We start from the raw sequence: 26,821 nt of genomic DNA, 5'->3' as shown, positions 1-26,821 counted from the left end.
CATCCCGGTATCACTGTTCTTGTACATAGAACTTCTCCAATAGCAGGCCGCTCAGGGGGTCCACCTCACCCGAGGGACTGAGGCCCAGTTCGTTCTGGAATTGCTGCAGGGCGCGCCGGCTGCGCTCACCCCAGATGCCGTCCACTTCCCGGGGCAGCAGGCTGCCGTATTCGGTCAGCGCGATCTGGAAGCGGGCCGCGGTCAGCCGTTTGTTCAGGGCGTGGCCGGCCTGGGGCGTGCTCCAGGTCAGCCAGGGCTGGCCCTGGCGGGTGTCCATGCAGACATCGGCCAGCCGGGCCAGGCGCGCACCCAGCAGCTGATGGGTCCTTTGCGCCAGGGGCTGGCTCACCACGATGCGCCCGGCGGGCTGTTCGGTGGCGGGCTCGCACCCGGCGCCAAAGAGGCCCTGGGTCGCCACCGTCTGCGGCGCGGGGGCCGGCGCTGTGCCGGGCGACGGCGGGTTCAGCGCGACCGCCCGGGCGGCCACAGCATCCGCCTGCGGCTGCGCGCGGCCGGCGTCCAACCCGCCAAAGCGCGACCCCAGCGCCGCCCCGGTGGCGACCAGGCCGGCAAGGGCGGCGGCGACCAGCCACGGCCGGCGGTCACGCACCGGCGGCACCACGCGCACGGCCGCTGCCGTGGGCGTGTCCACCAGATCGACCCGGCTGTCGTTGATGGCCTCTTTCATCAGGTTCGAGTCGATGACGTTGCCGTTGCGCGCCGCCAGTCCGTACAGGCAGCGGTCCATGATCAGATGGATCTGCCGGGGCACGCCCTGCGTTTCGCGCCAGAGCAGCTGGCAGGCATCGGTCTGCAGCACGAGCGAGCCATCGCTGCCGGACGACTCGAACCGGAACCGCACGTAGTCGGCGATCTCGGCGCTGGTCAGGCCGTACAGCCGCGAATGCTTGACCAGGCGGCTGCGCAGCTGGCGCAGGCTGTGCTGGGACAGCATCTCTTCGAGCTCGGGCTGGCCGGCCAGCAGGATCTGCAGCAGCTTTTCCTGGTCGGTCTCCAGGTTGCACAGCAACCGGATCAGCTCCAGCGAGCTGGCCGAGAGGTTCTGCGCGTCGTCGATGATCAGCAGGCAGGTCTTGCCGTCGCGGTGGTTGGCGAGCAGGAAGGTGTTGAGCGCGGCGATGTCGGACGACATCGCGCCGGTGCCTTCCAGACCGAAGTCCTGCAGCACGGCGGCCAGCAGCTCCGGCCCCTGCAGGAAGGTGTTGAACACCAGCGCGGAGACCACGTTCTTCGCCGCCAGGTCCGTCATCAGGCGCCGCACCAGCGTGCTCTTGCCCATGCCGACTTCGGCCGTGAGCAGTGAGAAGCCCTTGCGCGACAACACGCAATGCTCCAGCTCGACGAGCTGCTCGTCCAGGTGTGGCGTCGAGAAGTAGCAGCCCGCGTCGGGCGTGTAGGGAAAAGGGCTGCGCACCAGGCCCAGGGCGGTCAGGTGGCTGTTGGGGGTGTTCATGGCTGGGCCTCGCTGCGGGCCAGCTGATCCACCGCCGTGCGCAACACGGCCGAATTCGGGTTCTGACGCAGGGACTTGGCCAGCACGTCCCTGGCCTGGTCAAGGCGCAGGCGTTTCTTCTCGATGGCGGCCAGGTTGAGGCTGGCGTGTTCGTCGCCCGAGAGCTTGGCCAGCAGGCGCCGGTACAGGCGCTGCGCGCCGTCCAGATCGTCGGTCTGGTGGGCAAACCAGGCCTCGGCGCGCAGGCGGGCCACCGACGACTCCGGCAGCTTCGCCTGGATCGCCAGCAGCTGCTGGCGGGCCGTGTCCACATCGTGGCCAGCCAGCGCGTGGTTCAGCGCATCGAACAGGGCCGGCAACTCGTCGGGCACGGGCCGTGCCACAGGCACGCTCGCTGGGGGAGGCGCGCTCTCGGCGTCTCCCTTCCTCGCGGCGGCGGGCTCGGCGGACTGGCGTGCGTCCTGAGCATTCGGGACGTTCGACACGTTCTGCTCGGACCCGGCCGGCGCCCTGGCCGGGCCGGTCGCGGCCGGTGCCGGTACCGACAACGACGGCGAAAACACCAGTTGCGGCGAAGCGGTGGGCAGCGGCCGGTCCGCCTTGGGCAGGTCCACTTCAGGCAGATCCGCCACAGGCAAGGCCACCGGGGCAGCGCCCAGCAGCGCCGGAGCAGCGGGCGCAGGCGCCACGGACGGCCCCTGCTGGGCCGCCAGGGCCAGGCTCACCATCCAGCCGGTCAGCACCGCCACGGTCACGCTCCCCACGCCCCACAACACCGGCGCGGGGTTCCAGCCGCGCCGGACCGGCGCGGGCGTGGCCACACCGGTCCTCCGACGGCCAGAGGGTTGTAACGGTGCCGCCTGCTGTTCGGTTTGTTTGAGGGCCTGGTAGATGAGGCTCATAGGAGGCGCACACGCAGCACGACGATGAGCTCACGGGCGGACTGGCTGGTGTTTTCCTTGGTGACCAGCTTTCCGAAGAGGGGCACATCCGACAGGAACGGCAGTCCGCCGTTGTTGTTGGCGCTCTTCTGGTCGATCAGGCCGCCGACCACGACCACGTCGCCATCGTTCACGTTCAGGGTGGTGGTGAGGCCCTTGTAGGCCACCTGGGGCAGGCTCACGCGGTTGGAGTCGTTCACCTCGACCAGAGCCAGGCTGGAAGGGTCCACATCGCTTTGCACCGGGTTGATCAGCAGTTCGATGCGACCGTCCTCGCGGATCATGGGCAGCACGCCGACCATCACGCCGGAGAACACGGCGTCGGTCTGCACCTCGGACGAGGTGGTGGTCGCGCCCCCGCCGATGTTGTTCTCCGCCGAGCTCGACTTGGACACGTAGCGCTGGCTGGTGCCCACCGACAGCATCGCGGGGGTGCCGTTGCGCACCTGGATGTTCGGGTTGGACAGGATGCGCAGGTTGCCGAACGAACGCAGGGCGTTGATCACGGTCGATCCGCTGCTGTCCTGGTAGGCCAGGCCGCCGCCGGTCTGGCCCGTGCCCTGGCCGACCAGCCGGGCCGGAATGGTCAGGCTGCTCGCGGGGTAGTTGCGCGTGCGCGAAGAGTTGGGCAGATTGGCCACGCCACCGGCCAGTTCCAGCGCGCTGGAGCCGAAGTTCAGTGCGACCCGGCTGCGCAGCTGGGTCCAGTCGATGCCGAACTGGTAGCCATCGTTGAGCGTCACGTCGATCAGCTGCGCCTCGATGTAAACCTGCTTGGTCAGCATGTCCTGGGTGTTCTTGATGAGCTTTTCCACCGAGCGCATCTGGGACGGACGGGCCTTGACGAACAGCGTGCCGGAGGTGCGGTTCAGCGTGAAACCGTGTTGCTGGTTGGGCTGCACCACCTGGGTCGGGTCCTGGTTGCCGCGGGCCGCGGAAGCCGGGTCGACCACGGGCGAGCGGGCCTCTCCCAGGATGGTCTTGAGGTTGTTCTCGATCTCGGTGTAGGGGTCGGCCCGGTTTCCGGCCGCAGCACTCATGGACAGGCTGCCCGAGATCGCGGAGTTGGCGCCGGTGGCGTTCGAGCCGAACACGTTGCCGCCCGAGTTCAGCGACATCTGCGTGTTGATGTTGAGGAAGTCCATCGCGAAGAACTTCTCTTCGTGCAGCTTCACGCGCAGGGTCTGGTTGCGGATTTCGCCGGCCACGTCGTAGCTGCGCAGCAGCTCGTTGAAGGCCTCGCGCAGCGACACGTCCTTGAGGAACATGTCGGTCAGCGCACCCTGCTGCACCACCGCCGGCTCGACGATCAGGTTGACCTTGGCCGCGTCGGCGAAGGCGGTGAGGATCTGGCTGATGTTGCCGTTGGAGACGGCCACGCTGATGGTCTTGCCTTCCAGCGGGTCGTAGGTGGGGGCCGCGGGCTCCAGGGGTTTGACCGCCGCGGTGCGGCGCATCTCCCGCAGGATCTGCTCCTGCTGGGCCAGCAGCTTGGCCGACTCGGCGCGCGACACCTCCTGCATGCGCTTCAAGGAATCGACGTCGGGGTCGCTCAGGTGTTTGGCGCTCTGGGGCGGCGGAGCCACGCAGGCGCCCAGCAAGGCTGCCGAAACAATCGCGGTGGTGGTGGCCATTCCGGGCTTGAGCATGGAGATCTTGAAGTGGTGCATGGCGGTCTTTGAAGCGGAGAAAACGGTGAAGGAAAGGGCGGGGGCTCAGGGCAGGCTCTTGCGCAGCCAGCCGGCCAGCTGCGCCGGCGATTCGGAAAGAACGACGTCGTCGTTGGCGGCACTCACGGGGGTTCCGGGGCTGAACACACACGGGCCGGCGCTGGCATGCGGCGGGTCCAGCCGCTCGCCGTCACCGCTGCGGTCCTTGAGCGGCACCACGATCCAGTAAGCGACCGACGTCTGCCGGTTGGCGGTGCAATCCACCGCGCCGGCCACACCGCCGTCGCCGGTCAGGTGGGGCTGGTCGCTCGCCAGCGCCAGGCCGGCCACGTTGTTCAGGGCAACGATCAGGTCGCTCACGTCGCGGTGGTTCACATGGCCGGGCGCGTCGCCGGTGCGCTCCAGGTTGAGCGCCAGGTCCGCGTCGGCCGCGGCACTGGCGTTGGGCGCGCGGTACACGGCGTAACGGGCGCGGTATTCGGCCACGGGCAAGCCGGCGCCCACGCTCACATAAGGGAACCAGCCGATCCGGTTGCCGCTGCCGCAGACACCGCCAGCCAGACTCTCCAGGCCTGTGCCCGCAGCGCTGGTGTCGGGGCATGGCAGGCGCCCGTGCCGCACGGCGAAAGCGCGTAGCTGCGACTGCACCTGCCGGGCCATGTCCTGGGCCTGGCGGCGGTCCTTGCCATCGAGCACCGTGTCGTAGGCGGAAAAAGCGGCCCAGCTCAGCAAGCCGCCCACCACCAGCACCACGGCCATCTCCACGAAGGTGAAGCCGTGTTGCGCGCGGGTGCGGACGGGCCTTGTGCGCGCCCGGCTCAAGGGTGTTTCTCCCCGGCCAGCAGGTCTCGCGAGTACGACTGCATGGTCTTCGCGCCGTTGGCCATGCGGTCGCTGATGTCGCGCAGCTCGCCCAGGATGGCCTGGCGGCGCGCCACGTCCTGGGGCGCCGTGCTCTGGGCGATGCGGCCCAGTTCCTCGCTCAGGCGCTGGGTCGTCACGCTGTGCTGGATCATCTCCCGCATGACCTGGAAGTACCGCGGGTCGAACTGGCCCTGCCCCAGCGTCTCGATCTCGTCGAGCAGCCCCTGTGTCTCGGCCAGCGACAGCTGGGGCCCTTTGCTCAACAGCTCGTTGACCTTCACGCGAATCCGCACCCGGATCTGGCGGCGCTGCTCGCGCGTCAGGGCAGGGCCACTGGCCTGGGCCTGGGGGGCCACGGTCCAGGGGGCGGCGCTGCCTTCAGCGCCCAGCCCAGGCCCGGGCGGCGCGGTGCCGGTGGACGGCGCTGGCACATTGGCGGGCGAGCCCGGCAGGCCCGCGGGCGCGTCCAGCGCGCCGCCAGCCGGCAAACGGATCTGGGGTGCACCCGGCCGCGCCACCACCAGACCCGGCTCCGAGGCCGGCCTGGACAACCAGACGCCGGCCAGAAAGGCCAGCAGCAGCAGACCCAGCCCGCCTCCAACGATCACACCCTTGTTCATCAGTGGCCTTTGCCCCGCGAAGGAAAGGCGCCGAGCACGCGCAGGCGCTCCAGCGGAACGGCGACATCGATCTCTTCGCCACGGGCGGAGAACGTGACCGTCTCGATGCGGATGGACTTGACCACGAGGCCACCCGCCACCTGGTCGCCCACGCCCACCAGATACCCATCGACCACGGCCTTGCCTTCGCTGCCGTCGCGCAGCACCACGCTCACACGCGGCAGGGCCACAGCCGAAAGCGCGACCCGCTGTGGCCGCGGGCTCCCTTTCACCGGCTTGGCCGCGGCCACCTCCAGCGGCAGGGCAAAGATGCTGCCGTAGTCCGCCTGCGCCTGCACGCCCTGGTCCACCGGCGTGGCCGGCGCCCGGCCGATCTGTGCCAGCCCGTACGGACGGCCCGCGGCCGCGCCGCGCAGGGCCACCAGCGCGGTTTTCACCTCGTCCTGCTCGCGCACCTGCTGCTCGCTCAGGGGACTGAGCGATACCTGCAGGGGCGGCATCGGCCGGCCATTGCCGCCGATCTGCTGGGCAATGCCCGCCATCGCCAGTACCAGCAGCGCCGTGGCGGCGGTGGTGAGTGTCAGGGCTGCGTATTTCATGGGCTGTATCACTGGATGCTGTACTCGGAAAATGACACCGCGCCGGGTGCCCGCCAACCGGCGGGCCACCCGATCACGGGCCAGGCACTCAGAGGCTCTTGCCCGGCTCGACGGGCTTCAACAGGTAGGCGAACGCGCCCGGTGAGCCGTCGTTGGGAGACACCGATTCGGCCTGCCAGCCCTGGGTCTGCAACTCGGCCAGAAAGCGGCGCAGTTCCCGGTTGGCCGGACCATCCACCACGCCGTCCACGCGGAAGCGGGGTTTGGCCTGGCTGTCGGTCCTGACCAGCTGGACACGCTGCACCCGCACGCCGGGGCGCGCCGCCTGGCGCACCGTGGCGAGCATCTGGATCGGGTCGTGGACCGCGGCGAAACCGAGTTGGCGCACGAAGCTGGCCGCCTCGGGATCGAGGGCCGAGGCACTCGCCTGGCCGACCTGGCTCACGCGCTGGCGCAACTGCTCCGTTTCGTCCTGCAGCGCCTGCAGGGTGGTCTGCTCCTGTGTGATCAGGTGGTTCGAGAAAAAGGCAAAGGCACCCAGCCCCACCGTCATCACCGCGATCAGCGCGGCCAGCGGCACCACATAGCGCTCGCTGAGCCAGGCCATGCGGCCCAGCCAGGGCGCCTGGATAGCGTTCGAATCCATCGCGTCGAGCAGGTTCGGCAGCACGCTGGCGCAGGTGGCCTCGCCGTTGAGGAACGACTCGTGCGGCATCAGGCGCACGTCGTTCAGGCCGGCTTCGGCCAGCCGCCCGAGCAGACCACGCTCCACGTCCAGATCGTCGGACAGCACACCGCCCCAGCACACGCCCTTAGGCGCGCCGGTCCAGCCACTGGCCTTGAGCTGCATCACCACGGTGCGCAAGGGGGCGTGCAGGTCGGCGGGTTCGCTGCCGATCGCCGTCGCGCCGGCGTAATGCATCTTGCCGCCGGCCGCGCTGAACGCGTGCAACTGCGAGCCCAGGTGCAGCACCTGCAACTGCTCGTCCGCGGCCGGACCCTGGAACAGGCCCGCCAGCGGCACGATCAGGCAATGGTCGGGCTGCTGCTGCGACCAGGTCTGGAACTGTTGCCACAGCTCCAGCGGAATGGCGGTGTACAGCACCACGCTGCTGTCGGTGTGGCGTATCTGCCGGTGCACGAACACCTGCAGCGGGCCGTCCACGGCACCTTCGGCGCGCACTGCTTTTTCGATGATGGCCGCGGCGTACTCGGCCTTGCCCTTGCAGGCCTGCACACCGATCTGCGACTGGGCGAACTCCACCACGACGAGCGCGGGGCCCTTGACATCGGCCCAGGGCTGCAGCTCCCGGCACTGGCCCTGCGCGAGCTGGAACCAACCCTGCGCGCAGACAAGAATGATCTGGTCAGGTTTCATTGGGCACCCAACGGAAAGTAGACAACACCGGAGAGCTCCAGACTGAAGCCCCGGTCATCGGGCAGTGCCGGCGTGAACAGGCCCGCCGTGGGGCTGACCACCGACACGTCGAAACGATCGGCGGCAAACCACTGGAGGCCGCCACCGCCGAGCTGCTGGCCCAGCAGGCGTTCGGCCTCCAGGCGCGACACCGCCGACGGCGCACGCTGGACACGACGGCTGCTCCAGCGGGCGGGGTCGAAGCCCTCGCGCTCGGCCAGCGCGCGGATCTCGGCGTCCTGGCGCGCGTAACGCTCGCGCTGCTCCACCACGGGCATCAGGCCACGCAGCTGGCCCAGCTCGGCCCGGGTGGCGGCCACCTGTGCGCGGGCCTGGTTCAGCTGCGAGACCTGGCTCATGGCGAGCCAGGCCGCCACCGCCAGGGCGACAGTCACAGCGCCGAGGACGATCAGACGTCGATGACGAGACATGGCCATTTACTGATCCATCATCCAGTGGGCGGTCAGCAGCGTGACGCGGTCTTCGTCGTACTGCCGGCCCGTGGCGGTCGCCGCGTCAGGGTTGTTCGCCCCCACCGTGATGGCGTCGGTACCGCTCTGGTTGTTGCCGCCGATGTTGCTGGCGATCGTGTTGTTGGCCTCCCAGGACGTGCCCGGGGCATTGGCGTCGACGGCCTGGGTGTGGGCCGCACGGGCCTGGATGCGGAAGCGGCCTTCGCGCGAGTCGGGCTTGCCGTCGACCAGCTGGTCGATGTAGCGGGCCAGGTCGGGCGTCAGTCCACGCACCACCATCACGTTGCCGGAACCGCTGGCGGTGCCCGCCGGGTTCCACTGGAAACACACCTGCACTTCGGCGGAGTTGCCGTTGGTGTCCTGGTAGACGTAGCGGTCTTCGTGCCCTTCGCCGCGGCCCGGCGGCAGGCGCACGCCGTGGCGGGTCATGAGCGTGCGCAGCGTCTGCACGGCCAGCGTTGTATCGCCCGCGCCAGACTGGTTGACGGCGTAGCCCTGGCCTTCGCAGATCTTGGCGCCGGTGCCAGTGAAGTTCTCGGGAATGCCGGCGACGGCCTGGCCGCCGTTGCGCTGGCACGCCCCCGTCCCGCCGATGGTGGTCTGGGCACCGTTGATCATGTAGGTGGGCGCCTGCTGGCAGTCACCGACCACGGTCCCGGTGCGCTGGTAGTACTGGTCGTACGCCATCTTCCACTGCTCCAGGAATTTGTTGGAGACCTTGGTGTATTCGGCGTTGCGCTGCACATCCTTGCCAATGGCGATGGCACCGATGATCAGGCCGATCACCGCCAGCACAAGGGTCAGCTCGATCAACGTGAAGCCCGACTGGGCGCCCCGGCGGGCTTTGTAAGAATGGGTCATGGCGTTGTTTCCTGAAGAATGGGGACCGGAGGTCACTGGTTCATCTTGTAGACGGCGACCACGGTCACCACCTGACTCTCGTCGCGCTGGAGGTTGTCACCCGCGGCACCTGCGAGGCTGGCGGCCGTGTCGTCATTGGTGCGGTTCCACTGCACGCCGGGCGCGTTCGCTGTGCCGTTGTCCACGCCCTGCAGGCGGAAACGGCCTTCCTGGGCATCGGGCTTGCCGTCGACCATCTGGTCGAGCATGCGCGCCAGCTCGGGTGTGAGGCCCGAGACGATCATCACGTTGCCCGCACCCTCGGGAGCGCTGGGGTTGTTCCACTGGAAGCAGACCTGCACCTCCTGCGGGTTGCCGTTGCTGTCGAGGTAGACGTAACGGTCTTCAAAACCTTCGGCACGGCCGGGCGGCATGCGGATGCCGGCCTGCGTCATCTGTGTGCGCAGAGTGGTGGCCGCGGCGGCGGTGCGCGCGGTCATGGCCGCGTTGTCGGCCTTGTCGCACACCCGGGGCGGTGCCACGACCGCGGTCATGTTGCCGCCCGAGATCGGGAGCACCCCGCCGGCCACGTAGGCGACGCCGTTGACCATCAGGCGCGGCGCCACCTGGTCGTCGCCCACGACCACGCCGGTGCGCTGGTAATACTGGTTGTAGGACTGCTCCCACTGGTCAATGAACTTGTTCTTGACCTTGGTGAACTCCGCATTGCGCTGGACATCCTTGCCGATGGCCATGGCACCAATGATCAGGCCGATGACGGCCAGCACCACCGACAGCTCCACCAGGGTGAAACCGCCTTGGCGTTGCTTTCCAGCAACGCCACCGAATCGCTCAAATCCACGCTTCATGAAGACTCTCCAGTGATTTTTTGTAACCGCCGCGAGTCTATGGAGTACGTTTCTGCTTAATCTGTCACAACCTGTCACAACTCAGCAATACCTTGATAAAGGTCCTGCAGACCTGTCAAAGTGGTGTCAGGCGTGATGTGTCGCACGCCGTGCTGCGGTGCACGGCGGCGTGTGTGGCACGGCGACCCGGGCAGGGTCCGGTGCCGGGCGGGGCGTGTTTATTCGAACCGCAGCGGGCTTGCCAGCCGGTAGCCCCGGCCCCGCACGGCGTTGAGCGCGTCCGCGGGAAAGCCCATGCCATCGAGCTTTCGGCGCAGGCGCCGGACGAGCGAAAACAGGGCGTTGTTGTGGTCGATGTCTTCTTCCAGTCCGGACCACAGCAGACGCCTGAGGGTCTCGCTTTCCACCACGGTGCCGTGTGACAAGGCCAGCGCGTGCAGCAGCATGGCCTCGCGGGCGGTCAGCTGGCAGGGCTCGCCACCGGGCCAGATCAGCTGACCCTTGGCGACCTGCAGCACCGGCAGGGGATCGGCCGGCTCAGACTCCGCGGCCAGCGGCTGGCCGCGTTTCACCAGGGCCGTCAGCGCCAGCTCCACCTCTTCCATCTCGGCGGGCTTGAGCATGTACACGTCGGCCCCGCAGCGCCAGCCAGCCAGACGATCGGCCGGCGAACTGCGCCCGGACAACATGACAATGCCCAGCCCCGGGTGGGCCGCTTTGACCCAGCGCGCCACCTCGGTGCCGCTTTCCTGGGGCAGTCCGACGTCGAGCAGCATCACGTCCGGCACGTGCTCGGCCAGGGCCAGGCGCACGCCCTGGCCATCGCTCACCGCGCGAACCCGCCAGCGGCCGCTGTCCTGGAGGAAGTCCACCAGGGCTTCGCGCAAATCGGTGAAGTCTTCACAGACCAGTACATCCCACATCCATCCCACCTTGTCCCCGCCTGGCGGCGGAAAGAAAAAAGAAACACCGATGCCGGGCGGCCCCGTCAGCGTTGCACCGGCTTGACCGCCACGAGGGGCAGCACCAGCGTGAAGGTCACTTCCTGGCCCTGCACGCTGCAGCTCACGTCGCCACCGAGCATCTGCGCGATGCCCCGGACCCAGTACAGCCCGAGCCCCGAACCCGAGTACTGGTGGGCACTGGGTGCCCGGTAGTATTTTTCGAACAGCCGCTGCAGGTCCGGCGCGCCGACCGCACCCACCTGATTGACCACCGACAAAGCACACTGGGGCCTGCCCGTCGAGGCCATCGGTCGCACCGCCACATCCAGCACCACCATAGACCCGGAGGCGGAATATTTGAGCGCGTTGTTCACCAGGTTGCGAACCATCATCAGCACCCGCTCCAGCCCGCCCGCCACCAGCCACCGGTCGCCATGCGCCAGCGTGGACAGGCGCAAGGTATCCACACGCACATGCCGGATGTGCTCCGCCACCAGGCGGTCCAGCAGCGCGGACATCTCGCAGGTCCCCAGCGCCGCTTGGACCGAGAACCCCTCGTCGTCGCTCATCCGGTGCTCCAGCTCGCTCGTGGCCTGCACCTGCTGCAACACCTCGCGCATCTGCTGCACCGAGGCCTCGATGCGATGCAGGTCGCGCAACGCCGCGTCGCGCGAGGCATGGCCGACCTGGGGCAGTTTGCGCTCCAGTGCCGCCCGGGACAGGGCCACGACGGACAGGGGTGAACGGATTTCGTGCAGCAACATGCTCAGGAAGCGCTCGTCTTCCTCGCGCCGCTGGCGCTCGATGTGCACTTGCTGCTGGATCAGCGCGAGCTCGCGCTGATCCAGCTGTAGCTGGCGGCGCAGCAGGACGCCACGGCGCAGCAGCACCAGATGGAGGATCACGGCGGTCAGCAGGTTGATGAACACCCCCGGGTAGAGCTGCATGAATCCCGAGTCCAGCCAGCCCAGGTGGGTGGCGTACAGCAGCCCCAGGAACACCAGGGTGATCACCATATTGATCCGCAGGAGGTTGAGCAGGAAAACGTCGTGGTACTTCAGCGCCAGCACCATGCACACGCCCAGCACGAGGGAAGCCGGCATGACGACGTTGTTCAGCTGCAGGGCCAGATCGACCCGGTCGAGCGCAATCAGGATCAGTTGCACCGGCAGCGCCGCCAGCGTGAGCCACCACAGGCGCAGCAGCCAGGCGGGCGCTCCGTACTGCCGGTACAGCAGCCGGTACAGCAGGGCGCCGCAGAAAAACAGCACGAAGCCACTGAGCACCGACGCCAGGTCGGCGGCCCGGGGCTGGTCGGGGAACAGGAACTGGTTGCCCAGCCCGAAGTAGAAGACCACGGTGGCCAGCGTGGCGAACTGGAACAGGGCATTGGCGGCCCAGAACCGGTCGCGGTAGAGCACCGAAGACAGCGCCGACGCCAGGGCCAGGACCAGCACCGCGCCACAGTACAGGCCCACGCCCGCGAGCGTGAATCCGTTTTCCCGGTCCGCCACCTGCGGGCTGAGCAGGCGCACGCGGATGTTGAGCGCGTTGCGTGTGACCACCCGCACGAACGCGCGCTGCCCCTGGTCCAGCCGCATGTCGGCGCTGAAGGCCAGGTCTTTGCGCATGCGCTGGTCGAAGGCGATGCGATCGCCTTGCTGGTGGACCTGCCAGCCAGACGCCGTGCTGCGGTCCGGGACATAGATGCGCACGTCGTCGAGGTAGCTGGGCTGCACCACCACCACGGCGACGCCCCCCGGCGTCGCCGCGGAAGCCCGCACCTCGAACCAGCGCGCCGCGCTGGAATGACCCAGCGCCATCACCGGGGCCACGGGTTCAAACGCGGTGGGCGGCAGCGCCGACACCGTCTGGATGTCCATGATTCCCTGCGGATCGATGGCCAGCCCCACCACCGCCAGCCCCGCATCCCCCTCGATCAGGCTGGCCAGCCCGATGCTGGCCCACGCCGTGCACAGCGCCACCACCACACTCACCAGGTGGCCGTGGGCGCCGGAGAAGGACGCGCGCTCCAGCAACGACGCCCAGGCCTGGCGCCACCACCCGCCGCGGGGCTTGGGCGCGGCGTCGCTGGTCAGCATCCGCGCGGCACAGCGGCTGACTCTGGCTTGATGGCGTCCCGGGTGAAGCCCATGTCAGTCCGCCCCGGCCGCGATCTGCCGCAGCGCCTGCTCGAACACCGCCGCCGGCTGGCCGCCCGAGATCAGGTGCCGGTCGTTGATGATCACGGCGGGCACGGAGTGGATGCCGTTGTTGTTGTAGAACTGCTCGCGCTCTCGCACGTCCTGCGCGAACGCGTCGCTCGCCAGCACTTCGCGGGCACGCGCCTCGTCCAGGCCCACGCTCACCACCGCCGCCAGCAGCACCGCGTGGTCGGCCGGACTTTCCGCACGGCCGTGGTAGGCCTCCAGCAGCGCTTTCTTCAACGCGTGCTGCTGACCCGGAGTGCCGGCCTCTCCAGCCCACTGCAGCAGCCGGTGCGCGTCGAAGGTGTTCCAGATGCGCCCGCGGCCTTCGGCCTTGAATGTGAACCCCGCTTCGGCGCCGCGCTGGCGGATGGTTTCGCGGATCTGCGCCTGTTGTTCGGCCGTGCTGCCGTATTTTTGTGTCAGGTGTTCGCTGATGTCCTGGCCCTCAGGGCCCATCTGCGGGTTCAGCTCGAAGGGCTGGAAATGCATCTCGGCGCTGATGTCGCCCTGCACCGCGGCCAGGGCTTGTTCCAGTGCGGAGAGACCGATCGCGCACCAGGGGCAGGACACGTCGGACACGAAATCGATTTTCAGGGTGGTGCTCATGGAGCGGCATGTTACGGCCGGTGCAAGCCCCGCGCCCGCGCATGGGCTTGCGCGACAATCGGCGCTTCGCCTTTTCTTCGCTCCCCCCCACGCACCATGACCGACCGCTACGCCGTCATCGGCAACCCCATTGGCCACAGCAAATCGCCGTTGATCCACGGCGCCTTCGCGTTGGCCACCGGCCAGGACATGGAATACACCGCCATCGAGGGCCCGCTGGATGGCTTCAAGGCCACGGTTGAAGCCTTCATCGCCGCCGGTGGCCGTGGCATGAACGTGACGATTCCGTTCAAGCTGCAGGCCTTCGAAATCGCCACCGACCCGATGGAATCCGCCCGCCTGGCCGGCGCGGTGAACGCGCTCAAGTTCGAGGGCGGCCGCATCTTTGCGCAGAACTTCGACGGCCTGGGCCTGGTGAACGACATCCAGCGCAACCTGGGCGTGTCGCTGGCGGGCAAACGCGTGCTGATCTGCGGCGCGGGCGGCGCCACGCGCGGCGCCATCCTGCCGATCGCGGCACAGAAGCCCGCACTGATCGCCATCGCCAACCGCAGCGCCGACAAGGCGCACGGCCTGAAGGTCGACTTCGCGGCCCACGCCACGCTGCAGACCGGAGGCTACGAAGACCTGACCGGCGAACGCTTCGACGTGGTGCTCAACGCCACCTCCACCGGCCTCTCGCAGGCCGATCTGCCGCTGGCAGCCAGCGCCTTCGCGCCCGGCGCGCTGGCCTATGAGCTGGTCTACGGCAAGGGCCTCACCCCCTTCCTGAAGCAGGCTCAGGCCGCGGGCGTGCAGAACATCGCCGATGGCGTGGGCATGCTGGTCGAGCAGGCGGCCGAGGCCTTCGAGTGGTGGCGCGGCGTGCGCCCGGACACCCAGCCGGTGATCGCACGCTTCACGATTCCTCTGGTCTGAGCCCGTTTTGACTTCGCACCGCTGGGCACAGGCCGTGCCCCTGCTGGCCGTGTTCGGCTCCGTGGTCGCGCTGGGCATCGGCACCTCGTTCGCCAAACAGCTGTTTCCGCAGGTGGGGTCGCTCGGCACCACCGCGCTGCGGGTGGGCTTTTCGGCGCTGCTGTTGCTGCTGATCTGGCGCCCCTGGCGCTGGCCGCTGTCGAAGGCAGACGCGAAAAGCCTGGTGCGCTACGGCGTGGCGCTGGGCTGCATGAACCTGATGTTCTACCAGTCGTTGCGCACCATCCCCTTCGGCGTCGCGGTGGCCATCGAGTTCAGCGGACCGCTCGCGGTGGCCTTCTTTTCGTCGCGCCGCGCGATCGACTACGTGTGGATCACGCTGGCCGTGGTCGGCCTGGGCCTGCTGCTGCCGCTGGGGCACGACGTGGCCAGCCTCGACCCCACCGGCGTGATGTTCGCACTCGGCGCTGCGGTGTGCTGGGCGTCGTACATCGTGTTCGGCAAACGCGTGGGCCATCTGCACGCGGGCCACTCCGTCGCGCTTGGCCTGACCATGGCGGCGATCACCGTCGTGCCCTTCGGCATCTGGCACGCGGGCAGCGCCCTGCTGGAACCGGGCATCCTGCTGTTCGGACTGGGTGTGGCCGCGGTGTCCAGCGCCATCCCGATCTCGCTGGAAATGGTGGCGCTCAAACGTCTGTCGCACAGCGCGTTCGGCGTCATGGCCAGCATGGAGCCGGCCGTGGCCGCGCTGCTCGGCCTGCTGGTGCTGGGCGAGCAGCTGAGCGGCCTGCAGTGGCTGGCCATCGGCTTCATCATGGCCGCCGCTGCGGGCAGCTCGGTGACGGCGCAGCCCGAGCCGACGCGCCATGCAGCCGACGAAATCGTGATGTGAAGCGAGGCCAACTCAATCAGGGGTGAACGGCACGAAGCGGACCCGGTTGGGCTGCTTCCCGGGCGCCAGCTCGAAGTGCTGTGGAAACTTCTTGAGGAGCTTGGTCGTCTGCGCGTTCTTGCCCAGCAGTTTGCCGTCGTGCAGGGCCTTCGAGACTTCACCCAGCGGCTGCCATGCGCCCGCTTCCAGGGCGGGCACCGCCGCCAGAATGCGCGGGACCGTCACCGTGTCTGCGGGTGCAACCGGTTTGTCTGCTGTTTTCTTCGATGCCACCTTCTGCGCTGGCGGAGCCACAGGTTCCGCCTTCTTGGCCACCGCCTTTTTCGCTGGTGCCTTCTTGGCGGCGACGGTGGATGCGGGCGCTGCTGCGGGAGCGGGCTTCCTTGGCTTCTCGGGCGCAGGGGCGGACACAGGGGATGGCGCGGACGTTCGAGCGGACCTCGCATGGCCCACGTACAGCACGCGGTCGTAGGCCGGCACCGCTTCGGGCGCCATCTTGCCCGCCTCGGAGACGCAGACCACCTGGATGCCGCGCTCCCGCAGCCGCACCACCAGCGGCACAAAGTCCGCATCGCCCGAACCGATGACGATCATGGCCGGCGCCGGTTGCTGGCAGGCAAACGCCATGGCATCGGCGGCGAGCGCGATGTCGGTCGTGTTCTTGCTCAGCGACAGGTTCACGAACGGCCGGATGGCCCAGGTGCGCAGCGTGTCGGCCAGGCCCTTGAGGTTTTCGGCGCTGCCATAGGCCCGCCGCACCGCGAAACTGCCCTCGGCGGCTTCAAGTGCCTTGAAGGCTTCGTCCACCCAGGCGGGCGAAGAAAGGTTGTCCGCATCGATCAGAAAAACCCGCATGGCTGTGTCCTCCTTGGTTGAGCCTGCAATGTACACAGTGCCACCAGCCTGGCTTGTCAAGGACAGGCTGGTGGCCAGGCTGCGAAACCCGCAAATGCCGCACAGGCCGCCCGTTCCTTGCCGACTGCCATCCGCACTCTCGGCTGCGACATCAGCCCGGCAGCGCGAACACAGTCGCGGCGGCAAACGTGGCAGGGAGCGTGGCCGGGACATCGCTGGCCGGTCCACATACCTCGTGCAGCAGAAGCGGCCTGGCCACTTCGATGCGGAATCGGCCGCGACCGGTGCGCTGGATTTGCATGGCGGCATGGCGCTCTGCGAGTCGACGCTGCAGCAACAGCAGGCGCACGCTGAGGTTGTCCTGCACGGCGGGAAGGCGCAGTTCGTGGCCAGAGAGTCGAAGCTCACGCGTGCTGAACTCGCAGCGCTGATGGCGCACATTTTCGCGCGCGAGCTTCCAGAACAGTGAACCAGCCACGCCCTTGATCAGGTAGTGCGTGTCCAGGAACACGCTGCCGTCGCACGGGTAGTAGCGCACCTCGACGGGTTCAGTTTGCGGAATCGGCATCACCGCAGCAGTTCCTTCAGGTGGCAGTGGCGGGCTTGCGAGCGGCATCAACAAGCGCTCGAATCGCCCAGCGCCGCACGCGCCGCGCTTCGGTGTCGTCGAGTTGCAGAACATCCTTGAGCGCCAGCATGGACTCGGTGCCGACCACCATCGCCAGCGCGCGCGTGAGCGTTTTCAGCGCGACAGGACGGAACTGGCGACGCGCCGGCTCCAGCGCCGCCTCGATCAGCGGCGTGCGGCGGTTCTGGCGCATCGGAATGGTCGAGTCATCGGTACGTCGCACACTGCGATCGAGCGCGTGCTTCATCATCAGGCGCAGGGCAACCTCGTTGTCGCGGATCATCGCCTCAAGCGCCGAGTCCACTCGCTCCATGCGGGCCACCGGGTCCTCGGGTGGCCCGTCGAGGAACAACTGCTCGGGCTGGGGCGTATCGAGATCCAGGGATGCCTCGACGATCAACGCGTTGACATCAGGAAAGTGACGGTACGCAGTGGCGCGCGAGACCATCGCCTCCTCGGCAACCTCCTCGAGGCTGGGATTCCGGCCCTGGCGCGTGAGCCGTGCAGCGGCCTGCAACAAATCTTTGCGTGTGCGGCGCAACTGATTCGCGCGCGCCCCGGATTCTTTCTTCATGCCGCCTCCTGCTGTTGCAACTGTTCGAGGATGGCCTCGACGTCGTCGTTGGCCTGGTGGCGGAAGTGCTCGTCGAGCACGCGATCCATCTGTGCGCGGGAAAGTCCCATTCAAATCTTCCTTTTGCCTGTTTTTTAATGAGACTATTTTCTCGTAACTGGATTTATTTCGCAAGAGGGGTTTGTTTTAGCAAATTTTTAGCGTTTGGTTAGCTAACTCTTCACATCGCGGCCAGGTGCTGGCGATCAAACTTTCCGGACCTCCACACATCCCGGAAAGGACCACAGCAATGCCCTCGACTTTTTCCCTCGCTGCCGCAACCTGCGCGCTCATCGCGCTGGCGGCCCCTGGCCCGGCTTCCGCATTGGACGGGGACCGCGTGCTCGTCGCGCGCGGCCGCTATCTGGCTCAGACCGCCGGCTGCAACGACTGTCACACGCCTGGCTACGCATCGGCCGAGGGCCGCGTTCCCGAAGCGCTATGGCTCACCGGCGATCCGCTCGGCTGGAGCGGCCCCTGGGGAACCACCTACGCGACCAACCTGCGTCTGTACATGCGCGAGCACAGCGAGTCTTCGTGGCTGCGCACCGCACGCAGCTTCAAGCCGCGGCCGCCGATGCCGTGGTTCAACGTGCACGCCATGGACGAGCGCGACCTGCGCGCGCTGTACCACTACATCCGTCACCTGGGTCCGGCTGGCGCACCGGCACCGGCCTACGTGCCACCCGGACAAGCTCCCGCGGGACCTGTCGTGCAGTTCCCCGGCTGACGCATGCCCATAAACCCACTTCCCAATCGTTTGAAAGGAATCCTGACCATGGACCAACCCACCTTGCTGCCGGCGCGCCGCATCGGCCCCGACACCGACCTGTTCTGCACTCACGTGCCTTTGCCCGGCCTGGGCGTACTGCCGGTCAATGCGTATCTGATCCACGCCCGCGAGCCGGTGCTGGTGGACACCGGCATCGGCGCATTGCGCGATGACTTCGTGGCTTCGCTGGCCGCGAGGATGGACCCGGCTGATCTGCGCTGGATCTGGCTCACCCATGCCGATGCGGACCACATGGGCGCGCTGCGCGCCGTCATGGATGTGGCGCCGCAGGCCCGTGTCGTCACCAACTACCTGGGCGTGGGCAAGCTGGGACTGCATCAGTTGCCGCTGGAGCGCACCTGGCTGCTCAATCCGGGGCAGGCGCTGGACGTGGGCAACCGCCGTCTGCTCGCACTGCGTCCGCCGGTCTACGACGCGCCAGATACGATGGCCTTGTTCGATACCCACACCCGCCACCTTTTCAGCTCGGACTGCTTCGGCGCGGTACTGGCGGAGGCGGCCGGGTCGGCGGCAGAAGTCAATTCGGTCGAACTGCGCGAGGGGCTCGCGCTGTGGGCGACCATCGACGCGCCCTGGCTCGCGCAACTCGACCGTGAAACGCTGGCGGCTGCGTGTTTGCCGTGGCGCGACCTTCGGCCGCAGCGTGTGCTCAGCAGCCATTTGCCCCAGCCGAGAAGATCGAGGCGTTGCTCTACTCGGGCCTTGAGTCTGCGCGCGAGCGTGCGCCCTTCGTCGGCCCTGACCAGCAGGCTTTCGAGCAGGCGATCCGGCTCGCTGAGCCCGCACTCGCATGAGCCACTGGTCGTCCTGGTCGTCAGCGACGGTTCCTGCGCGGCGCGCGATGCTGCGGGCTCACGCCTCCGATGTGCTCAGGCGCCGGGAACGAACACCATCGCGATGCTGACCCAGACACCGAAGCTGAAGTAGGGCGTCAGCCAGAGCGCGTCGGCCTTCCACGCGGCCCAGTTGCCGCTGCGCACGCGACGTTGCCAGGCGTCGCGCGCGCCCTGGTCGAGGCGCAAGTAGGCTTGCCCGCCCGCGCACCCGTGCCGGTAACGGCGCCAGTACATCGGCGCGTCCACGCCCACGACATAGGCAACGAAGGCCATCGAGCAGAGAATCCCGAAGATCGCCAGCGAGTTCACCCAGCCACTGCTGTCGAGAGCGATGACGCCCAGCAGGGCCGCCATCCACGAAAAGCCAGCCGCCCAGAGCATGGACTCGACGGCCTGGCTGAAGTGATTCAGCGTCAGCACGCTGTGCCAGCAGAACCACTGTGCCACCACCATGAACACCGGGACCGCCCAGGCGGCCTTTTGCACCCACGGCATGCCAGCATGCACGCCCAGCTGCTGGACCAGCAGCCCCAGCTGTATCGCGAAGCAGATCTCGGCGACCGTGGCTGCGGCGCGGCCCAGGAAGATGCTGGACAGGCGCGTGTCCACGACCACGAGCCGCTCGAGGTCCACCCGGGGCAGCACCGAGCGGTAGGCGCACACCAGCACGTAGACACCAGACAACGCGAGCTGCAGACCCCCGTGGACACCGCTGACAGGCCCGAAGTGCCATACGGCCAGCCACAGGCACACATTCAGCGCGGCCAGCGCACACAGCGCCCGCCACCACGACCGCACGTTCGCGTCTGCTCCTGCAAGTCCCAGCGCAATACTGTGGCGAAATGATGACATCAGGCGACGAGCTTAACCGGCTGACGATCGCAGAGGCAAGCGCCGTCGCCGCAACAGTCGCGGACTCGCGCGTTGCACACAAACCGCAGCCAGAACCCGAGGTGGCTTCAAGCGCCGCAGCACGTCAATCCCGGTCCGGCGCCCCCAATGGGAAGAGCGGGCGAAACGGCCGCGCCTCTTCCACCGCGCGCGCAAACGACGGGCGGGCCAGCAAGCGCGCCCGGTAGGCGCGCAGCGCGGGATACGTCTCGGGAATCGGGTGCACCCAGTCCGCGTAGAACAGCGAGGGCGCGGCGGCGCAGTCGGCCAGCGTGAAGTGTTCGCCATGGGCCCATGTCTTGCCGGCCAGGTGCCCTTCGAGCCAGACGTAGGCGCGCTCCAGCCGCTCGCTGGCGATGGCCCGCCCTTTGTCGACCGCCATCGGATAGCGCTGGAGCGCGGTGTCCACCGCCAGCTGCATCGCGCTCATCACGTACAGATCGAAGTAACGGTCGAGGAAGCGCACGTCCAGCGCGGCCATCGGGTCGGCGGGCAGCAGGCGCACGGGGCCGGGGTGGGCAAGCTGCAGGTATTCGATGACGAGGCTGGTCTCGACGATCTGGCGTTCGCCATCCAGCAGCAGCGGGAACCGGGCGATGGGCCAGCGCCGCAGCCACTCCGCTGCGTGCTCCGGCGTGTCCGGCCCGATACAGCGGAATTCGAACGGGGTGTCGTTCTCGTAGAGCGCGATGAGCGCTTTCTGGGTGTACGAAGAAAAGGGGTGACCGTAAAGCACGAGCGACATGGTGGAACCTCTGGATTCAAACCGATGGCAGCAGGCAGGCGATGCACTCTACAGGACCTGTCAGCCGTCGGACAGTTCCCCCACCGGTTCGCCACGACAATGGCCCGGTGAAAGCCCACCACTTCGCCCAGCTCGTCGGCCTCTCCGCGCTCTGGGGCGCCTCCTTTCTTTTCCTGCGCATCGCCAGCCCCCTGCTCGGCCCGCTGGTGCTGGCGGGTGGGCGCGTGGCGCTCGCGGCGCTGACGCTCTCGGTGATCATGCGCGTGCTCAAGCACCGCTGGCCCTGGCAACACTGGCGCGAGCTGCTGGTGCTCGGCTTGCTCTCGGTGGTGGTGCCGTTCCTGCTCTACGCCTGGGCCGCGCTGCGCCTGCCCGCGGGCTACAGCGCGCTGCTCAACACCACCGCGGTGCTGTTCGGCACGCTGTCATCGGCCTGGTTCAAGGAAGACACCCTGACTGCGCGCAAGCTGCTGGGTTGTCTGTGCGGCTTCGTGGGGGTGGGCCTGATCGTGCGGCTCGGGCCGGTGCAACCCGATACCCCCACCCTGCTGGCCGCGCTGGCCTGCATCGGGGCCGCTGCCTGCTACGGCATGTCGACCCCGCTCATGAAACGCGCCACGGCGCACATGCAGCCGCTGGCCATCGCGGCCGGCATCCACGTCATCTCGCTGGTGCTCGTGCTGCCGGGTGCTGCGCTGGCCTGGCCACAGGCGCGGTTCACGCCCGCCGCACTGGGCGTGTTGCTGGTGCTGGGTGTGATCACCTCGGGCCTGGCCTACTGGGCCCACCTGCGCATCATTCGCCACGTGTCGCCGGTGGCGGCGATGAGCCCGGTGTTCCTGATCCCGGTCTTCGGCGTCACCTGGGGCCACCTGGTGCTGGGCGAAGTGGTGTCTTCCGGCATCTTCGCGGGTGGCGCGCTGGTGTTGCTGGCGACCGCGCTGGTGACGGGGTTCAACCCGCTGCGCCGCAGCGGGGTGGAGGACCCGATCCCCTGAAAGGATGGCCAGCGGGCGGGCCCGGTCCGCCGCTTCAGCGCCGCGACTTCAACAGGTCGTAGGCGTCGCTCACACGCTTGAAGGCTTCTTCGGCCAGCTTGTGCACCAGCGGCGACACATGGCCCAGCCGGTCCGGGTGGTACTGCTGCAGCAGCGAACGGCGCGCCCGCTCCACGGCATCCCAGGAGCTGTTGCGGGCCAGACCCAGCACCGCCCACGGATCCATGGGCGCGGAACCTGGCGCCTCCGGTATTTCGGCGTCTGCGTCGGCATCCGTTTCGTCTTCGTCGGCGGCTTCGACCTCGAGCCGCTGCACGACGCAGATGCTGTCCTGCCAGTGCACCGCGTATTCCGCCTGGCAACCGGGGCAGCGGATTTCGCCGGGCTCGGGCAGGTGCGGAATGCGCAATCGTTTCTGGCAGCAGGTGCAGCGCAGGATGCCGTGTGGCGGTGCCGCGTCATCCGGCTCGGCCGATTCGGTTTCAGCCTCGGCCTCTGCCACGCTGGCCTCCAGCGCGGCGCGCAACAACTCGGTTTTCGACATCGGCCGCTGCCGCAGCTCGGCCCGCAGGGCTTCGCACACCGCGGGGTGAGCCCCATGTTCGCGGTGCATCGCGGCCAGTTCGTCCACCGCAAATCCCTGCAGCGGGCGCTGGCGGTTGGGCGGCGGCAGCAGTTCCAGATCGGCGGGTTCGGTAGCCAGCAGCCGACAGGCGTGCAGCAGGTCTTCACCGGTCAGGTCGTCGCAGGCCAGCGCGTCGGCCGGATCCAGCAGCCCAGCGAGCATTTCGATGGTCAGGCGCGGCAGATCGAGAAACGCTGCGCAGGCCTCGACCACGTCATCGTCCAGCGATTCGATGGGCCGGAAACCGATACGCAGCTGGCTCAGGCTCCAGTAGCTCACGCCCAGGGTCGAGGCCAGTTCGCTCAGCGAAAGGTTGCGTTCGTCGGCACATTGCGAGAGCGCGGCGATCAGCAAGCCGCCGGGTCGGGAGATCTCGTCAAGGTTCAGGCGCCCGCTCCAGGCGACGGGAGCGAATTCGACCGGTTTTTTCCGGAAGGCCGAGGTGTCGCGGGCGGTGGCTTGTTGCATGGCGTCTGGCGTTGGTCCTGGCTGGACAGAAGAGGGAAAACAAGCCTCTGATGGTAGCGACACTTTCGTGGCCGATCGATCAGAACGCGTGCAGCAGTCCCGCGGCGCAAGAAGTGCGGTCGTCGCCGTTGCGCTTGACGCAGTCCACGTTCAGCGAGGTGCGCTTGGGCGGGTTCGCTTTGACCGCAGGGTCCGGGCACGCCCACCCTATACTGGCCAAATGAACCAGTCAGTACCTTCTGCCGTTCCCACCCCCACGCCCACCGGTCGCACCAACGACCCGGCGCGAACCATGGCCAACATCCTCGATGTGGCCATTGCAGAATTCGCTGAAAAAGGTCTGGCTGGCGCGCGCATCGACGAGATCGCCGCCGCCACGCAGACCAGCAAACGCATGATCTATTACTACTTCGGGAGCAAGGAAGGCCTGTACCTGGCTGTTCTGGAAGAGGCCTACCGGGGCATGCGCGAGATCGAAGGCCTGCTGCAGCTGGACGACCTGGAGCCCGAGGCGGCGTTGCAGAGGCTGATCGGGTACACCTTCGACCACCACGCCAGCCACGAGCGCTACATCCGGCTGGTGATGTCAGAAAACATCCAGCGCGGCCAGTACCTGGCGCAAAGCACCAGCATCCAGCAGCTCAACGTACCGGCGATCGCCTCGATCCGCCGCCTCTATGAACGCGGTGTGGCCAGCGGTGTCTTTCGCCCGGGCCTGGACCCGATCGACCTCCACGCCTCGATCTCGGCGCTCACGTTCTACAACGTGTCCAACCGCCACACCTTTGGCCTGGTCTTCAAGCGCGACTTCGCGCTCCCTGAAGTGGCCGCCCAGCGCCGCGCCAACATCATCGAAACCATCCTGCGCTTCGTGCGCCCCTGAACGGACACCTGCCCACCATGAAAAAGATCCTCATCCTCAACGGCCCCAACCTCAACCTGCTCGGCACCCGCGAGCCCGCGCAATACGGCCACACCACCCTGGCCGATGTGGAGGCGTTCTGCAAAGCCCATGGCGAGAAGATCGGTTACGAGGTGGAGTGCCTGCAGAGCAACTGGGAAGGTGCGCTGGTCGACAAGATCCACGAATACGGCCGCCTTTTCAAGGAAGGCAAGGCCCTGGGTGTGGTGATCAACCCCGGCGCGCTCACCCACACCTCCATCGCCCTGCACGACGCCATCAAGGGCGTGGACCCCTTGCCCGTGATCGAGTGCCACATCTCCAACGTGCACGCCCGCGAAGCCTTCCGCCACCACTCGTGGGTGTCGCCCGCGGCGGCCGGCATCGTGATCGGCTTCGGCGTCGACGGCTACCTGATCGCCATGGACGGTCTGGTGCGCAAGTTCGTGAGCTCGGCCGCCACCCAGAAGCCCTGAGAGCCCTTCCGGGTTTACCCGGAATGCGTTCGATCAACGAACGAATTTGCGCGTTGATCAAACTCCCACAGCCGCTCGATGCGTTCACAAAGAGTGAACCCGGCCAACATTGACGCCCTGCCTTTCACCACACAGCGCGCCACCATGATCAACGGCAACACCGAACTCATCGCCCACATCGGCTACCCGACGCACAGCTTCAAGTCGCCGATGATCTACAACCCCTACTTTGAACACGTGGGCGTCAACGCCATCGTGGTGCCCATGGGTTGCCAGCCGGCCGACTACCCGGCCTTCCTCCAAAGCGTCTTCACGCTGACCAACATCCGCGGCGCGCTCATCACCATGCCGCACAAGGTGGTCACCGTCGGCCTGCTCGACGACGTCACCCCCACCGTGAAAGTGGCCGGCGCCTGCAACGCGGTCAAGCGCCTGCCCGATGGCCGCCTGGTGGGCGACCAGTTCGACGGCGCCGGCTTCGTGCGCGGCGTGATGCGCAAGGGCCAGCAGTTGGCCGGCGCGCGCGTGCTGGTGGTGGGCAGCGGCGGTGTGGGCTGCGCCATCGCCGCCTCGCTCGCGGGCGAGGGCATCGCTGCCATCAGCCTCTACGACGTGAACACCGCGTCCGCCGAAGCCCTGGCCCAGCGCATCCGCGACAACTACCCGGCTATCGACGTGAAGACCGGCAGCCTTGACCCGGCGGGCTTCGACCTCGTGGTCAACGCCACGCCCATGGGCATGAACGAAGGCGACCCGCTGCCGCTGGACGTGTCGCGCCTGGACGCCCGCACCTTCGTCGGGGAGGTCGTGATGCGCACCGAAATGACCGCCTTCCTCAGCGCCGCCCAGGCCAGAGGCTGCCCGGTGCAGGTGGGTTCCGACATGCTGTTCGAAATGATTCCGGCCTATCTGGAATACTTCGGCTTCCCCACCACCACACCCGAGGTGCTGCGCTCGGTAGCCCGCCTGAGTGACTGACCGCACCGCCCTGTCGGGCCGCACCGCTGCCGATCCGAAGTCCACCCGCTTGACCGATCCCCGCTATCCCCGCCCGGCCCTGGGCATCGCGCTGGCCATCGCCGCCACGCTCTGTTTCGCCCTGCTCGACACCACCTCGCAGTTCGTGGGCGGGGTGGTGCCCGTGCTCATGGCCATCTGGCTGCGCTTCCTGGTGCAGACCGGCATGACCGTGGCGCTGCTCTGGCCCAGTCAGGGCAAGGCCCTGTTCCACACCACCGCACCCGGCTGGCAGTTGCTGCGCGGTGCGCTCATGGTGACATCGGGCACCGTGGCCTACATGAGCCTGCGCTTCGTGCCGGTGGGCGACTTCACCGCCATCCTCATGCTCGTGCCGCTGGCCATCACCGTGCTGGCCGCGCCGCTGCTGCGCGAACGCGTGCCCGCGCTCACCTGGTGGCTCATCGCGGGCGGCTTCGCCGGCGCGCTCATCGTGATCCGGCCCAAGGGCAGCGACTTCCAGGGCGCCATGCTGCTGCCGCTGGCGCTCGTGCTCATCAACGCGCTCTACCAGATCGTCACCAGCAAGATGGTGAAGACCGAAGACCCCGGCACCATGCACTTCTACACCGGGCTCACCGGCCTGGTGTTCGGCACGCTGGCGCTGCCCTGGTCGTGGGCGCCCATGGCCACCTGGCAGCTCTGGGCCCTCGTGGCACTCATGGGCGTGTTCGGCTCGCTGGGGCACTACGTCATGATCCAGGCCTACCACCGCGCCCCGGCCTCGCGTCTCACACCCTATATGTACGCCCAGATCGGCTTCGCGACGCTCGCAGGCTGGATCGTGTTCGGCTACGCCCCCGATGTGTGGACCGTGGTGGGCGTGGCGCTGATCGCGGTGTGCGGTGCGCTGGGGGTCCGGGTCCGGCAGGGCTGAGGGGTGGGGAGCGGCCCGAGACAGACGATCTCAATGCGGCCGATCACAGGCTGCGTCGAACCATCATCTCCTTGATCTTGCTGATGGCCCCCGCAGGCAGCAGGCCCTTGGGGCACACGTCCACACAGTTCAGGATCGAGCGGCATCGGAACAGGCGAAAAGGGTCGTCGAGGTAGTCCAGCCGCTCGGCGGTGGCCGTGTCGCGGCTGTCCACCAGAAAGCGGTAGGCCTGCAACAGGCCGGCCGGCCCGACGTATTTGTCCGGGTTCCACCAGAAGCTCGGACACGCCGATGAGCAGCACGCGCACAGGATGCATTCGTACAGCCCGTTGAGTTCTTCGCGCTGCTCGGTGGATTGCAGGCGCTCCCGCTCCGGGGCGGGCACCTCGTTGAGGAGGTAGGGCCTGATCGAGTGGTACTGCTTGAAAAAGTCGGTCATGTCGACGATCAGGTCGCGGATCACCGGCAGGCCGGGCAGGGGTTTGAGCGTCACCACGCGCTGCAGCGTGTTCATGTTGGTGATGCAGGCCAGTCCGTTCTTGCCGTTGATGTTCATGGCGTCCGAGCCGCAGATGCCTTCGCGGCAGGAGCGCCGAAAAGACAGGCCCGGGTCCAGGGCCTTGAGGCGCATGAGCACGTCGAGCAGCATGCGATCGCCGGGCTTGACGTCGAGCTCCAGCGTCTGCATGTAAGGCTTGGCATCAAGGTCCGGGTCGTAGCGGTAGATCTTGAAGGTGTGCATGGAGGTTCTTTCAGTG

The 26,821-nt window shown here is 67.7% G+C and carries 29 protein-coding genes; 9 read left to right on the top strand and 20 right to left on the bottom strand.

Features of this window, described 5'->3' with window-relative positions; translation table 11 throughout:
• Positions 1 to 10: 10 nt before the first annotated feature.
• From AC0GNO_RS12065 to AC0GNO_RS12005, 13 genes are all read right to left on the bottom strand, one after another.
• Complete coding sequence (locus AC0GNO_RS12065; RefSeq protein WP_472904074.1) at positions 11 to 1,474, bottom strand: AAA family ATPase; 1,464 nt, start codon at positions 1,472 to 1,474, stop codon at positions 11 to 13.
• Complete coding sequence (locus AC0GNO_RS12060) at positions 1,471 to 2,376, bottom strand: tetratricopeptide repeat protein (RefSeq protein ID WP_472904073.1); 906 nt, start codon at positions 2,374 to 2,376, stop codon at positions 1,471 to 1,473. Before AC0GNO_RS12060 ends, AC0GNO_RS12065 begins: the two co-directional genes overlap by 4 nt.
• Positions 2,373 to 4,085: a pilus (MSHA type) biogenesis protein MshL gene (mshL, locus tag AC0GNO_RS12055; protein ID WP_472888834.1), complete on the bottom strand. Its 1,713-nt coding sequence runs from the start codon at positions 4,083 to 4,085 to the stop codon at positions 2,373 to 2,375. The genes AC0GNO_RS12060 and mshL overlap by 4 nt, the downstream gene beginning before the upstream one ends.
• Before the next feature lie 45 nt (positions 4,086 to 4,130).
• Positions 4,131 to 4,907 (bottom strand): type II secretion system protein, encoded by a 777-nt coding sequence (locus tag AC0GNO_RS12050; protein WP_472904072.1) that lies wholly within the window; start codon positions 4,905 to 4,907, stop codon positions 4,131 to 4,133.
• The gene (locus AC0GNO_RS12045; RefSeq protein ID WP_472888836.1) at positions 4,904 to 5,569 is read right to left on the bottom strand and encodes a hypothetical protein; all 666 of its coding nucleotides are present in this window, start codon (positions 5,567 to 5,569) and stop codon (positions 4,904 to 4,906) included. Before AC0GNO_RS12045 ends, AC0GNO_RS12050 begins: the two co-directional genes overlap by 4 nt.
• The gene (locus tag AC0GNO_RS12040) at positions 5,569 to 6,168 is read right to left on the bottom strand and encodes a hypothetical protein (RefSeq protein WP_472904071.1); all 600 of its coding nucleotides are present in this window, start codon (positions 6,166 to 6,168) and stop codon (positions 5,569 to 5,571) included. Before AC0GNO_RS12040 ends, AC0GNO_RS12045 begins: the two co-directional genes overlap by 1 nt.
• A gap of 88 nt (positions 6,169 to 6,256) precedes the next feature.
• Positions 6,257 to 7,546 (bottom strand): hypothetical protein, encoded by a 1,290-nt coding sequence (locus AC0GNO_RS12035; protein ID WP_472904070.1) that lies wholly within the window; start codon positions 7,544 to 7,546, stop codon positions 6,257 to 6,259.
• Complete coding sequence (locus AC0GNO_RS12030; RefSeq protein ID WP_472888839.1) at positions 7,543 to 8,016, bottom strand: hypothetical protein; 474 nt, start codon at positions 8,014 to 8,016, stop codon at positions 7,543 to 7,545. Before AC0GNO_RS12030 ends, AC0GNO_RS12035 begins: the two co-directional genes overlap by 4 nt.
• 6 nt (positions 8,017 to 8,022) lie before the next feature.
• Positions 8,023 to 8,919 carry a type II secretion system protein gene (locus AC0GNO_RS12025; RefSeq protein WP_472904069.1) on the bottom strand — a complete coding sequence of 299 codons (897 nt, stop codon included), beginning with the start codon at positions 8,917 to 8,919 and terminating at the stop codon, positions 8,023 to 8,025.
• 32 nt (positions 8,920 to 8,951) lie between these two features.
• Positions 8,952 to 9,767 carry a type II secretion system protein gene (locus tag AC0GNO_RS12020; protein ID WP_472904068.1) on the bottom strand — a complete coding sequence of 272 codons (816 nt, stop codon included), beginning with the start codon at positions 9,765 to 9,767 and terminating at the stop codon, positions 8,952 to 8,954.
• A gap of 218 nt (positions 9,768 to 9,985) precedes the next feature.
• Positions 9,986 to 10,690, bottom strand: a complete 705-nt coding sequence (locus AC0GNO_RS12015) for a response regulator transcription factor (RefSeq protein WP_472904067.1) — start codon at positions 10,688 to 10,690, stop codon at positions 9,986 to 9,988.
• A 65-nt stretch (positions 10,691 to 10,755) separates the two neighbouring features.
• A complete protein-coding gene (locus AC0GNO_RS12010; RefSeq protein ID WP_472904066.1) occupies positions 10,756 to 12,813 on the bottom strand; it encodes a sensor histidine kinase in 2,058 nt (685 codons plus the stop codon).
• Positions 12,814 to 12,867: 54 nt separating this feature from the next.
• Positions 12,868 to 13,527, bottom strand: coding sequence for a DsbA family oxidoreductase (locus AC0GNO_RS12005; protein ID WP_472904065.1), 660 nt, complete (start codon positions 13,525 to 13,527; stop codon positions 12,868 to 12,870).
• Between the two features lie 96 nt (positions 13,528 to 13,623).
• Here AC0GNO_RS12005 and aroE point away from each other — a divergent pair, with 96 nt between their 5' ends.
• Together aroE and AC0GNO_RS11995 are read left to right on the top strand one after the other, a co-directional pair.
• Positions 13,624 to 14,445 carry a shikimate dehydrogenase gene (gene aroE / locus AC0GNO_RS12000; RefSeq protein ID WP_472904064.1) on the top strand — a complete coding sequence of 274 codons (822 nt, stop codon included), beginning with the start codon at positions 13,624 to 13,626 and terminating at the stop codon, positions 14,443 to 14,445.
• Between the two features lie 7 nt (positions 14,446 to 14,452).
• Positions 14,453 to 15,340: an EamA family transporter gene (locus AC0GNO_RS11995; protein WP_472904063.1), complete on the top strand. Its 888-nt coding sequence runs from the start codon at positions 14,453 to 14,455 to the stop codon at positions 15,338 to 15,340.
• A 12-nt stretch (positions 15,341 to 15,352) separates the two neighbouring features.
• On the opposite strand, the gene AC0GNO_RS11990 is transcribed toward AC0GNO_RS11995, so the two are convergent.
• The 3 genes from AC0GNO_RS11990 to AC0GNO_RS11980 form a co-directional block, all read right to left on the bottom strand.
• A complete protein-coding gene (locus tag AC0GNO_RS11990; protein WP_472904062.1) occupies positions 15,353 to 16,195 on the bottom strand; it encodes an NYN domain-containing protein in 843 nt (280 codons plus the stop codon).
• A 151-nt stretch (positions 16,196 to 16,346) separates the two neighbouring features.
• Positions 16,347 to 16,763 (bottom strand): hypothetical protein, encoded by a 417-nt coding sequence (locus AC0GNO_RS11985; protein ID WP_472904061.1) that lies wholly within the window; start codon positions 16,761 to 16,763, stop codon positions 16,347 to 16,349.
• Positions 16,764 to 16,779: 16 nt separating this feature from the next.
• A complete protein-coding gene (locus AC0GNO_RS11980) occupies positions 16,780 to 17,397 on the bottom strand; it encodes a TetR/AcrR family transcriptional regulator (protein ID WP_472904060.1) in 618 nt (205 codons plus the stop codon).
• A 289-nt stretch (positions 17,398 to 17,686) separates the two neighbouring features.
• Here AC0GNO_RS11980 and AC0GNO_RS11975 point away from each other — a divergent pair, with 289 nt between their 5' ends.
• Positions 17,687 to 18,166: a c-type cytochrome gene (locus AC0GNO_RS11975; protein ID WP_472904059.1), complete on the top strand. Its 480-nt coding sequence runs from the start codon at positions 17,687 to 17,689 to the stop codon at positions 18,164 to 18,166.
• A gap of 48 nt (positions 18,167 to 18,214) precedes the next feature.
• Entirely contained in the window at positions 18,215 to 19,156 is a 942-nt protein-coding gene (locus AC0GNO_RS11970; protein WP_472904058.1) for an MBL fold metallo-hydrolase, read from the top strand.
• Here AC0GNO_RS11970 and AC0GNO_RS11965 read toward each other — a convergent pair.
• Together AC0GNO_RS11965 and AC0GNO_RS11960 are read right to left on the bottom strand one after the other, a co-directional pair.
• Positions 19,099 to 19,917, bottom strand: coding sequence for a hypothetical protein (locus AC0GNO_RS11965; RefSeq protein ID WP_472904057.1), 819 nt, complete (start codon positions 19,915 to 19,917; stop codon positions 19,099 to 19,101). The two genes, AC0GNO_RS11970 and AC0GNO_RS11965, sit on opposite strands and share 58 nt — an antisense overlap.
• Positions 19,918 to 20,041: 124 nt before the next feature.
• Positions 20,042 to 20,701, bottom strand: coding sequence for a glutathione S-transferase family protein (locus AC0GNO_RS11960; RefSeq protein ID WP_472904056.1), 660 nt, complete (start codon positions 20,699 to 20,701; stop codon positions 20,042 to 20,044).
• 107 nt (positions 20,702 to 20,808) lie between these two features.
• Between AC0GNO_RS11960 and AC0GNO_RS11955 the strand changes: the two genes are divergently transcribed.
• Complete coding sequence (locus AC0GNO_RS11955) at positions 20,809 to 21,699, top strand: DMT family transporter (protein ID WP_472888858.1); 891 nt, start codon at positions 20,809 to 20,811, stop codon at positions 21,697 to 21,699.
• A gap of 34 nt (positions 21,700 to 21,733) precedes the next feature.
• Here the strand turns inward: AC0GNO_RS11955 and AC0GNO_RS11950 are convergent, their stop codons facing one another.
• A complete protein-coding gene (locus AC0GNO_RS11950; protein WP_472904055.1) occupies positions 21,734 to 22,792 on the bottom strand; it encodes a DnaJ domain-containing protein in 1,059 nt (352 codons plus the stop codon).
• Positions 22,793 to 23,012: 220 nt separating this feature from the next.
• Between AC0GNO_RS11950 and AC0GNO_RS11945 the strand changes: the two genes are divergently transcribed.
• The 4 genes from AC0GNO_RS11945 (at position 23,013) to AC0GNO_RS11930 (ending at position 26,063) form a co-directional block, all read left to right on the top strand.
• The gene (locus tag AC0GNO_RS11945) at positions 23,013 to 23,675 is read left to right on the top strand and encodes a TetR/AcrR family transcriptional regulator (protein ID WP_472904054.1); all 663 of its coding nucleotides are present in this window, start codon (positions 23,013 to 23,015) and stop codon (positions 23,673 to 23,675) included.
• Between the two features lie 17 nt (positions 23,676 to 23,692).
• A complete protein-coding gene (aroQ, locus tag AC0GNO_RS11940) occupies positions 23,693 to 24,169 on the top strand; it encodes a type II 3-dehydroquinate dehydratase (RefSeq protein WP_472904053.1) in 477 nt (158 codons plus the stop codon).
• Between the two features lie 144 nt (positions 24,170 to 24,313).
• A complete protein-coding gene (locus tag AC0GNO_RS11935) occupies positions 24,314 to 25,147 on the top strand; it encodes a shikimate dehydrogenase family protein (RefSeq protein WP_472904211.1) in 834 nt (277 codons plus the stop codon).
• Positions 25,140 to 26,063 (top strand): DMT family transporter, encoded by a 924-nt coding sequence (locus AC0GNO_RS11930; protein ID WP_472904052.1) that lies wholly within the window; start codon positions 25,140 to 25,142, stop codon positions 26,061 to 26,063. Before AC0GNO_RS11935 ends, AC0GNO_RS11930 begins: the two co-directional genes overlap by 8 nt.
• A 43-nt stretch (positions 26,064 to 26,106) precedes the next feature.
• Here AC0GNO_RS11930 and AC0GNO_RS11925 read toward each other — a convergent pair whose 3' ends face one another.
• A complete protein-coding gene (locus tag AC0GNO_RS11925) occupies positions 26,107 to 26,805 on the bottom strand; it encodes a succinate dehydrogenase iron-sulfur subunit (RefSeq protein WP_472904051.1) in 699 nt (232 codons plus the stop codon).
• Positions 26,806 to 26,821 lie beyond the last annotated feature (16 nt).

It is taken from the genome of Hydrogenophaga sp. L310, from assembly GCF_055703065.1.
This window is presented reverse-complemented; position numbering and strand designations above follow the sequence as displayed.

Bases quoted from the DNA above. Each gene is read 5' to 3' on its own strand.
- AC0GNO_RS12065 (WP_472904074.1), bottom strand. From the start codon at position 1,474: ATGAACACCCCCAACAGCCACCTGACCGCCCTGGGCCTGGTGCGCAGC.
- AC0GNO_RS12060 (WP_472904073.1), bottom strand. From the start codon at position 2,376: ATGAGCCTCATCTACCAGGCCCTCAAACAAACCGAACAGCAGGCGGCA.
- mshL (WP_472888834.1), bottom strand. From the start codon at position 4,085: ATGCACCACTTCAAGATCTCCATGCTCAAGCCCGGAATGGCCACCACC.
- AC0GNO_RS12045 (WP_472888836.1), bottom strand. From the start codon at position 5,569: ATGAACAAGGGTGTGATCGTTGGAGGCGGGCTGGGTCTGCTGCTGCTG.
- AC0GNO_RS12040 (WP_472904071.1), bottom strand. From the start codon at position 6,168: ATGAAATACGCAGCCCTGACACTCACCACCGCCGCCACGGCGCTGCTG.
- AC0GNO_RS12035 (WP_472904070.1), bottom strand. From the start codon at position 7,546: ATGAAACCTGACCAGATCATTCTTGTCTGCGCGCAGGGTTGGTTCCAG.
- AC0GNO_RS12030 (WP_472888839.1), bottom strand. From the start codon at position 8,016: ATGTCTCGTCATCGACGTCTGATCGTCCTCGGCGCTGTGACTGTCGCC.
- AC0GNO_RS12025 (WP_472904069.1), bottom strand. From the start codon at position 8,919: ATGACCCATTCTTACAAAGCCCGCCGGGGCGCCCAGTCGGGCTTCACG.
- AC0GNO_RS12020 (WP_472904068.1), bottom strand. From the start codon at position 9,767: ATGAAGCGTGGATTTGAGCGATTCGGTGGCGTTGCTGGAAAGCAACGC.
- AC0GNO_RS12015 (WP_472904067.1), bottom strand. From the start codon at position 10,690: ATGTGGGATGTACTGGTCTGTGAAGACTTCACCGATTTGCGCGAAGCC.
- AC0GNO_RS12010 (WP_472904066.1), bottom strand. From the start codon at position 12,813: ATGCTGACCAGCGACGCCGCGCCCAAGCCCCGCGGCGGGTGGTGGCGC.
- AC0GNO_RS12005 (WP_472904065.1), bottom strand. From the start codon at position 13,527: ATGAGCACCACCCTGAAAATCGATTTCGTGTCCGACGTGTCCTGCCCC.
- aroE (WP_472904064.1), top strand. From the start codon at position 13,624: ATGACCGACCGCTACGCCGTCATCGGCAACCCCATTGGCCACAGCAAA.
- AC0GNO_RS11990 (WP_472904062.1), bottom strand. From the start codon at position 16,195: ATGCGGGTTTTTCTGATCGATGCGGACAACCTTTCTTCGCCCGCCTGG.
- AC0GNO_RS11985 (WP_472904061.1), bottom strand. From the start codon at position 16,763: ATGCCGATTCCGCAAACTGAACCCGTCGAGGTGCGCTACTACCCGTGC.
- AC0GNO_RS11980 (WP_472904060.1), bottom strand. From the start codon at position 17,397: ATGAAGAAAGAATCCGGGGCGCGCGCGAATCAGTTGCGCCGCACACGC.
- AC0GNO_RS11975 (WP_472904059.1), top strand. From the start codon at position 17,687: ATGCCCTCGACTTTTTCCCTCGCTGCCGCAACCTGCGCGCTCATCGCG.
- AC0GNO_RS11970 (WP_472904058.1), top strand. From the start codon at position 18,215: ATGGACCAACCCACCTTGCTGCCGGCGCGCCGCATCGGCCCCGACACC.
- AC0GNO_RS11965 (WP_472904057.1), bottom strand. From the start codon at position 19,917: ATGTCATCATTTCGCCACAGTATTGCGCTGGGACTTGCAGGAGCAGAC.
- AC0GNO_RS11960 (WP_472904056.1), bottom strand. From the start codon at position 20,701: ATGTCGCTCGTGCTTTACGGTCACCCCTTTTCTTCGTACACCCAGAAA.
- AC0GNO_RS11950 (WP_472904055.1), bottom strand. From the start codon at position 22,792: ATGCAACAAGCCACCGCCCGCGACACCTCGGCCTTCCGGAAAAAACCG.
- AC0GNO_RS11945 (WP_472904054.1), top strand. From the start codon at position 23,013: ATGAACCAGTCAGTACCTTCTGCCGTTCCCACCCCCACGCCCACCGGT.
- aroQ (WP_472904053.1), top strand. From the start codon at position 23,693: ATGAAAAAGATCCTCATCCTCAACGGCCCCAACCTCAACCTGCTCGGC.
- AC0GNO_RS11935 (WP_472904211.1), top strand. From the start codon at position 24,314: ATGATCAACGGCAACACCGAACTCATCGCCCACATCGGCTACCCGACG.
- AC0GNO_RS11925 (WP_472904051.1), bottom strand. From the start codon at position 26,805: ATGCACACCTTCAAGATCTACCGCTACGACCCGGACCTTGATGCCAAG.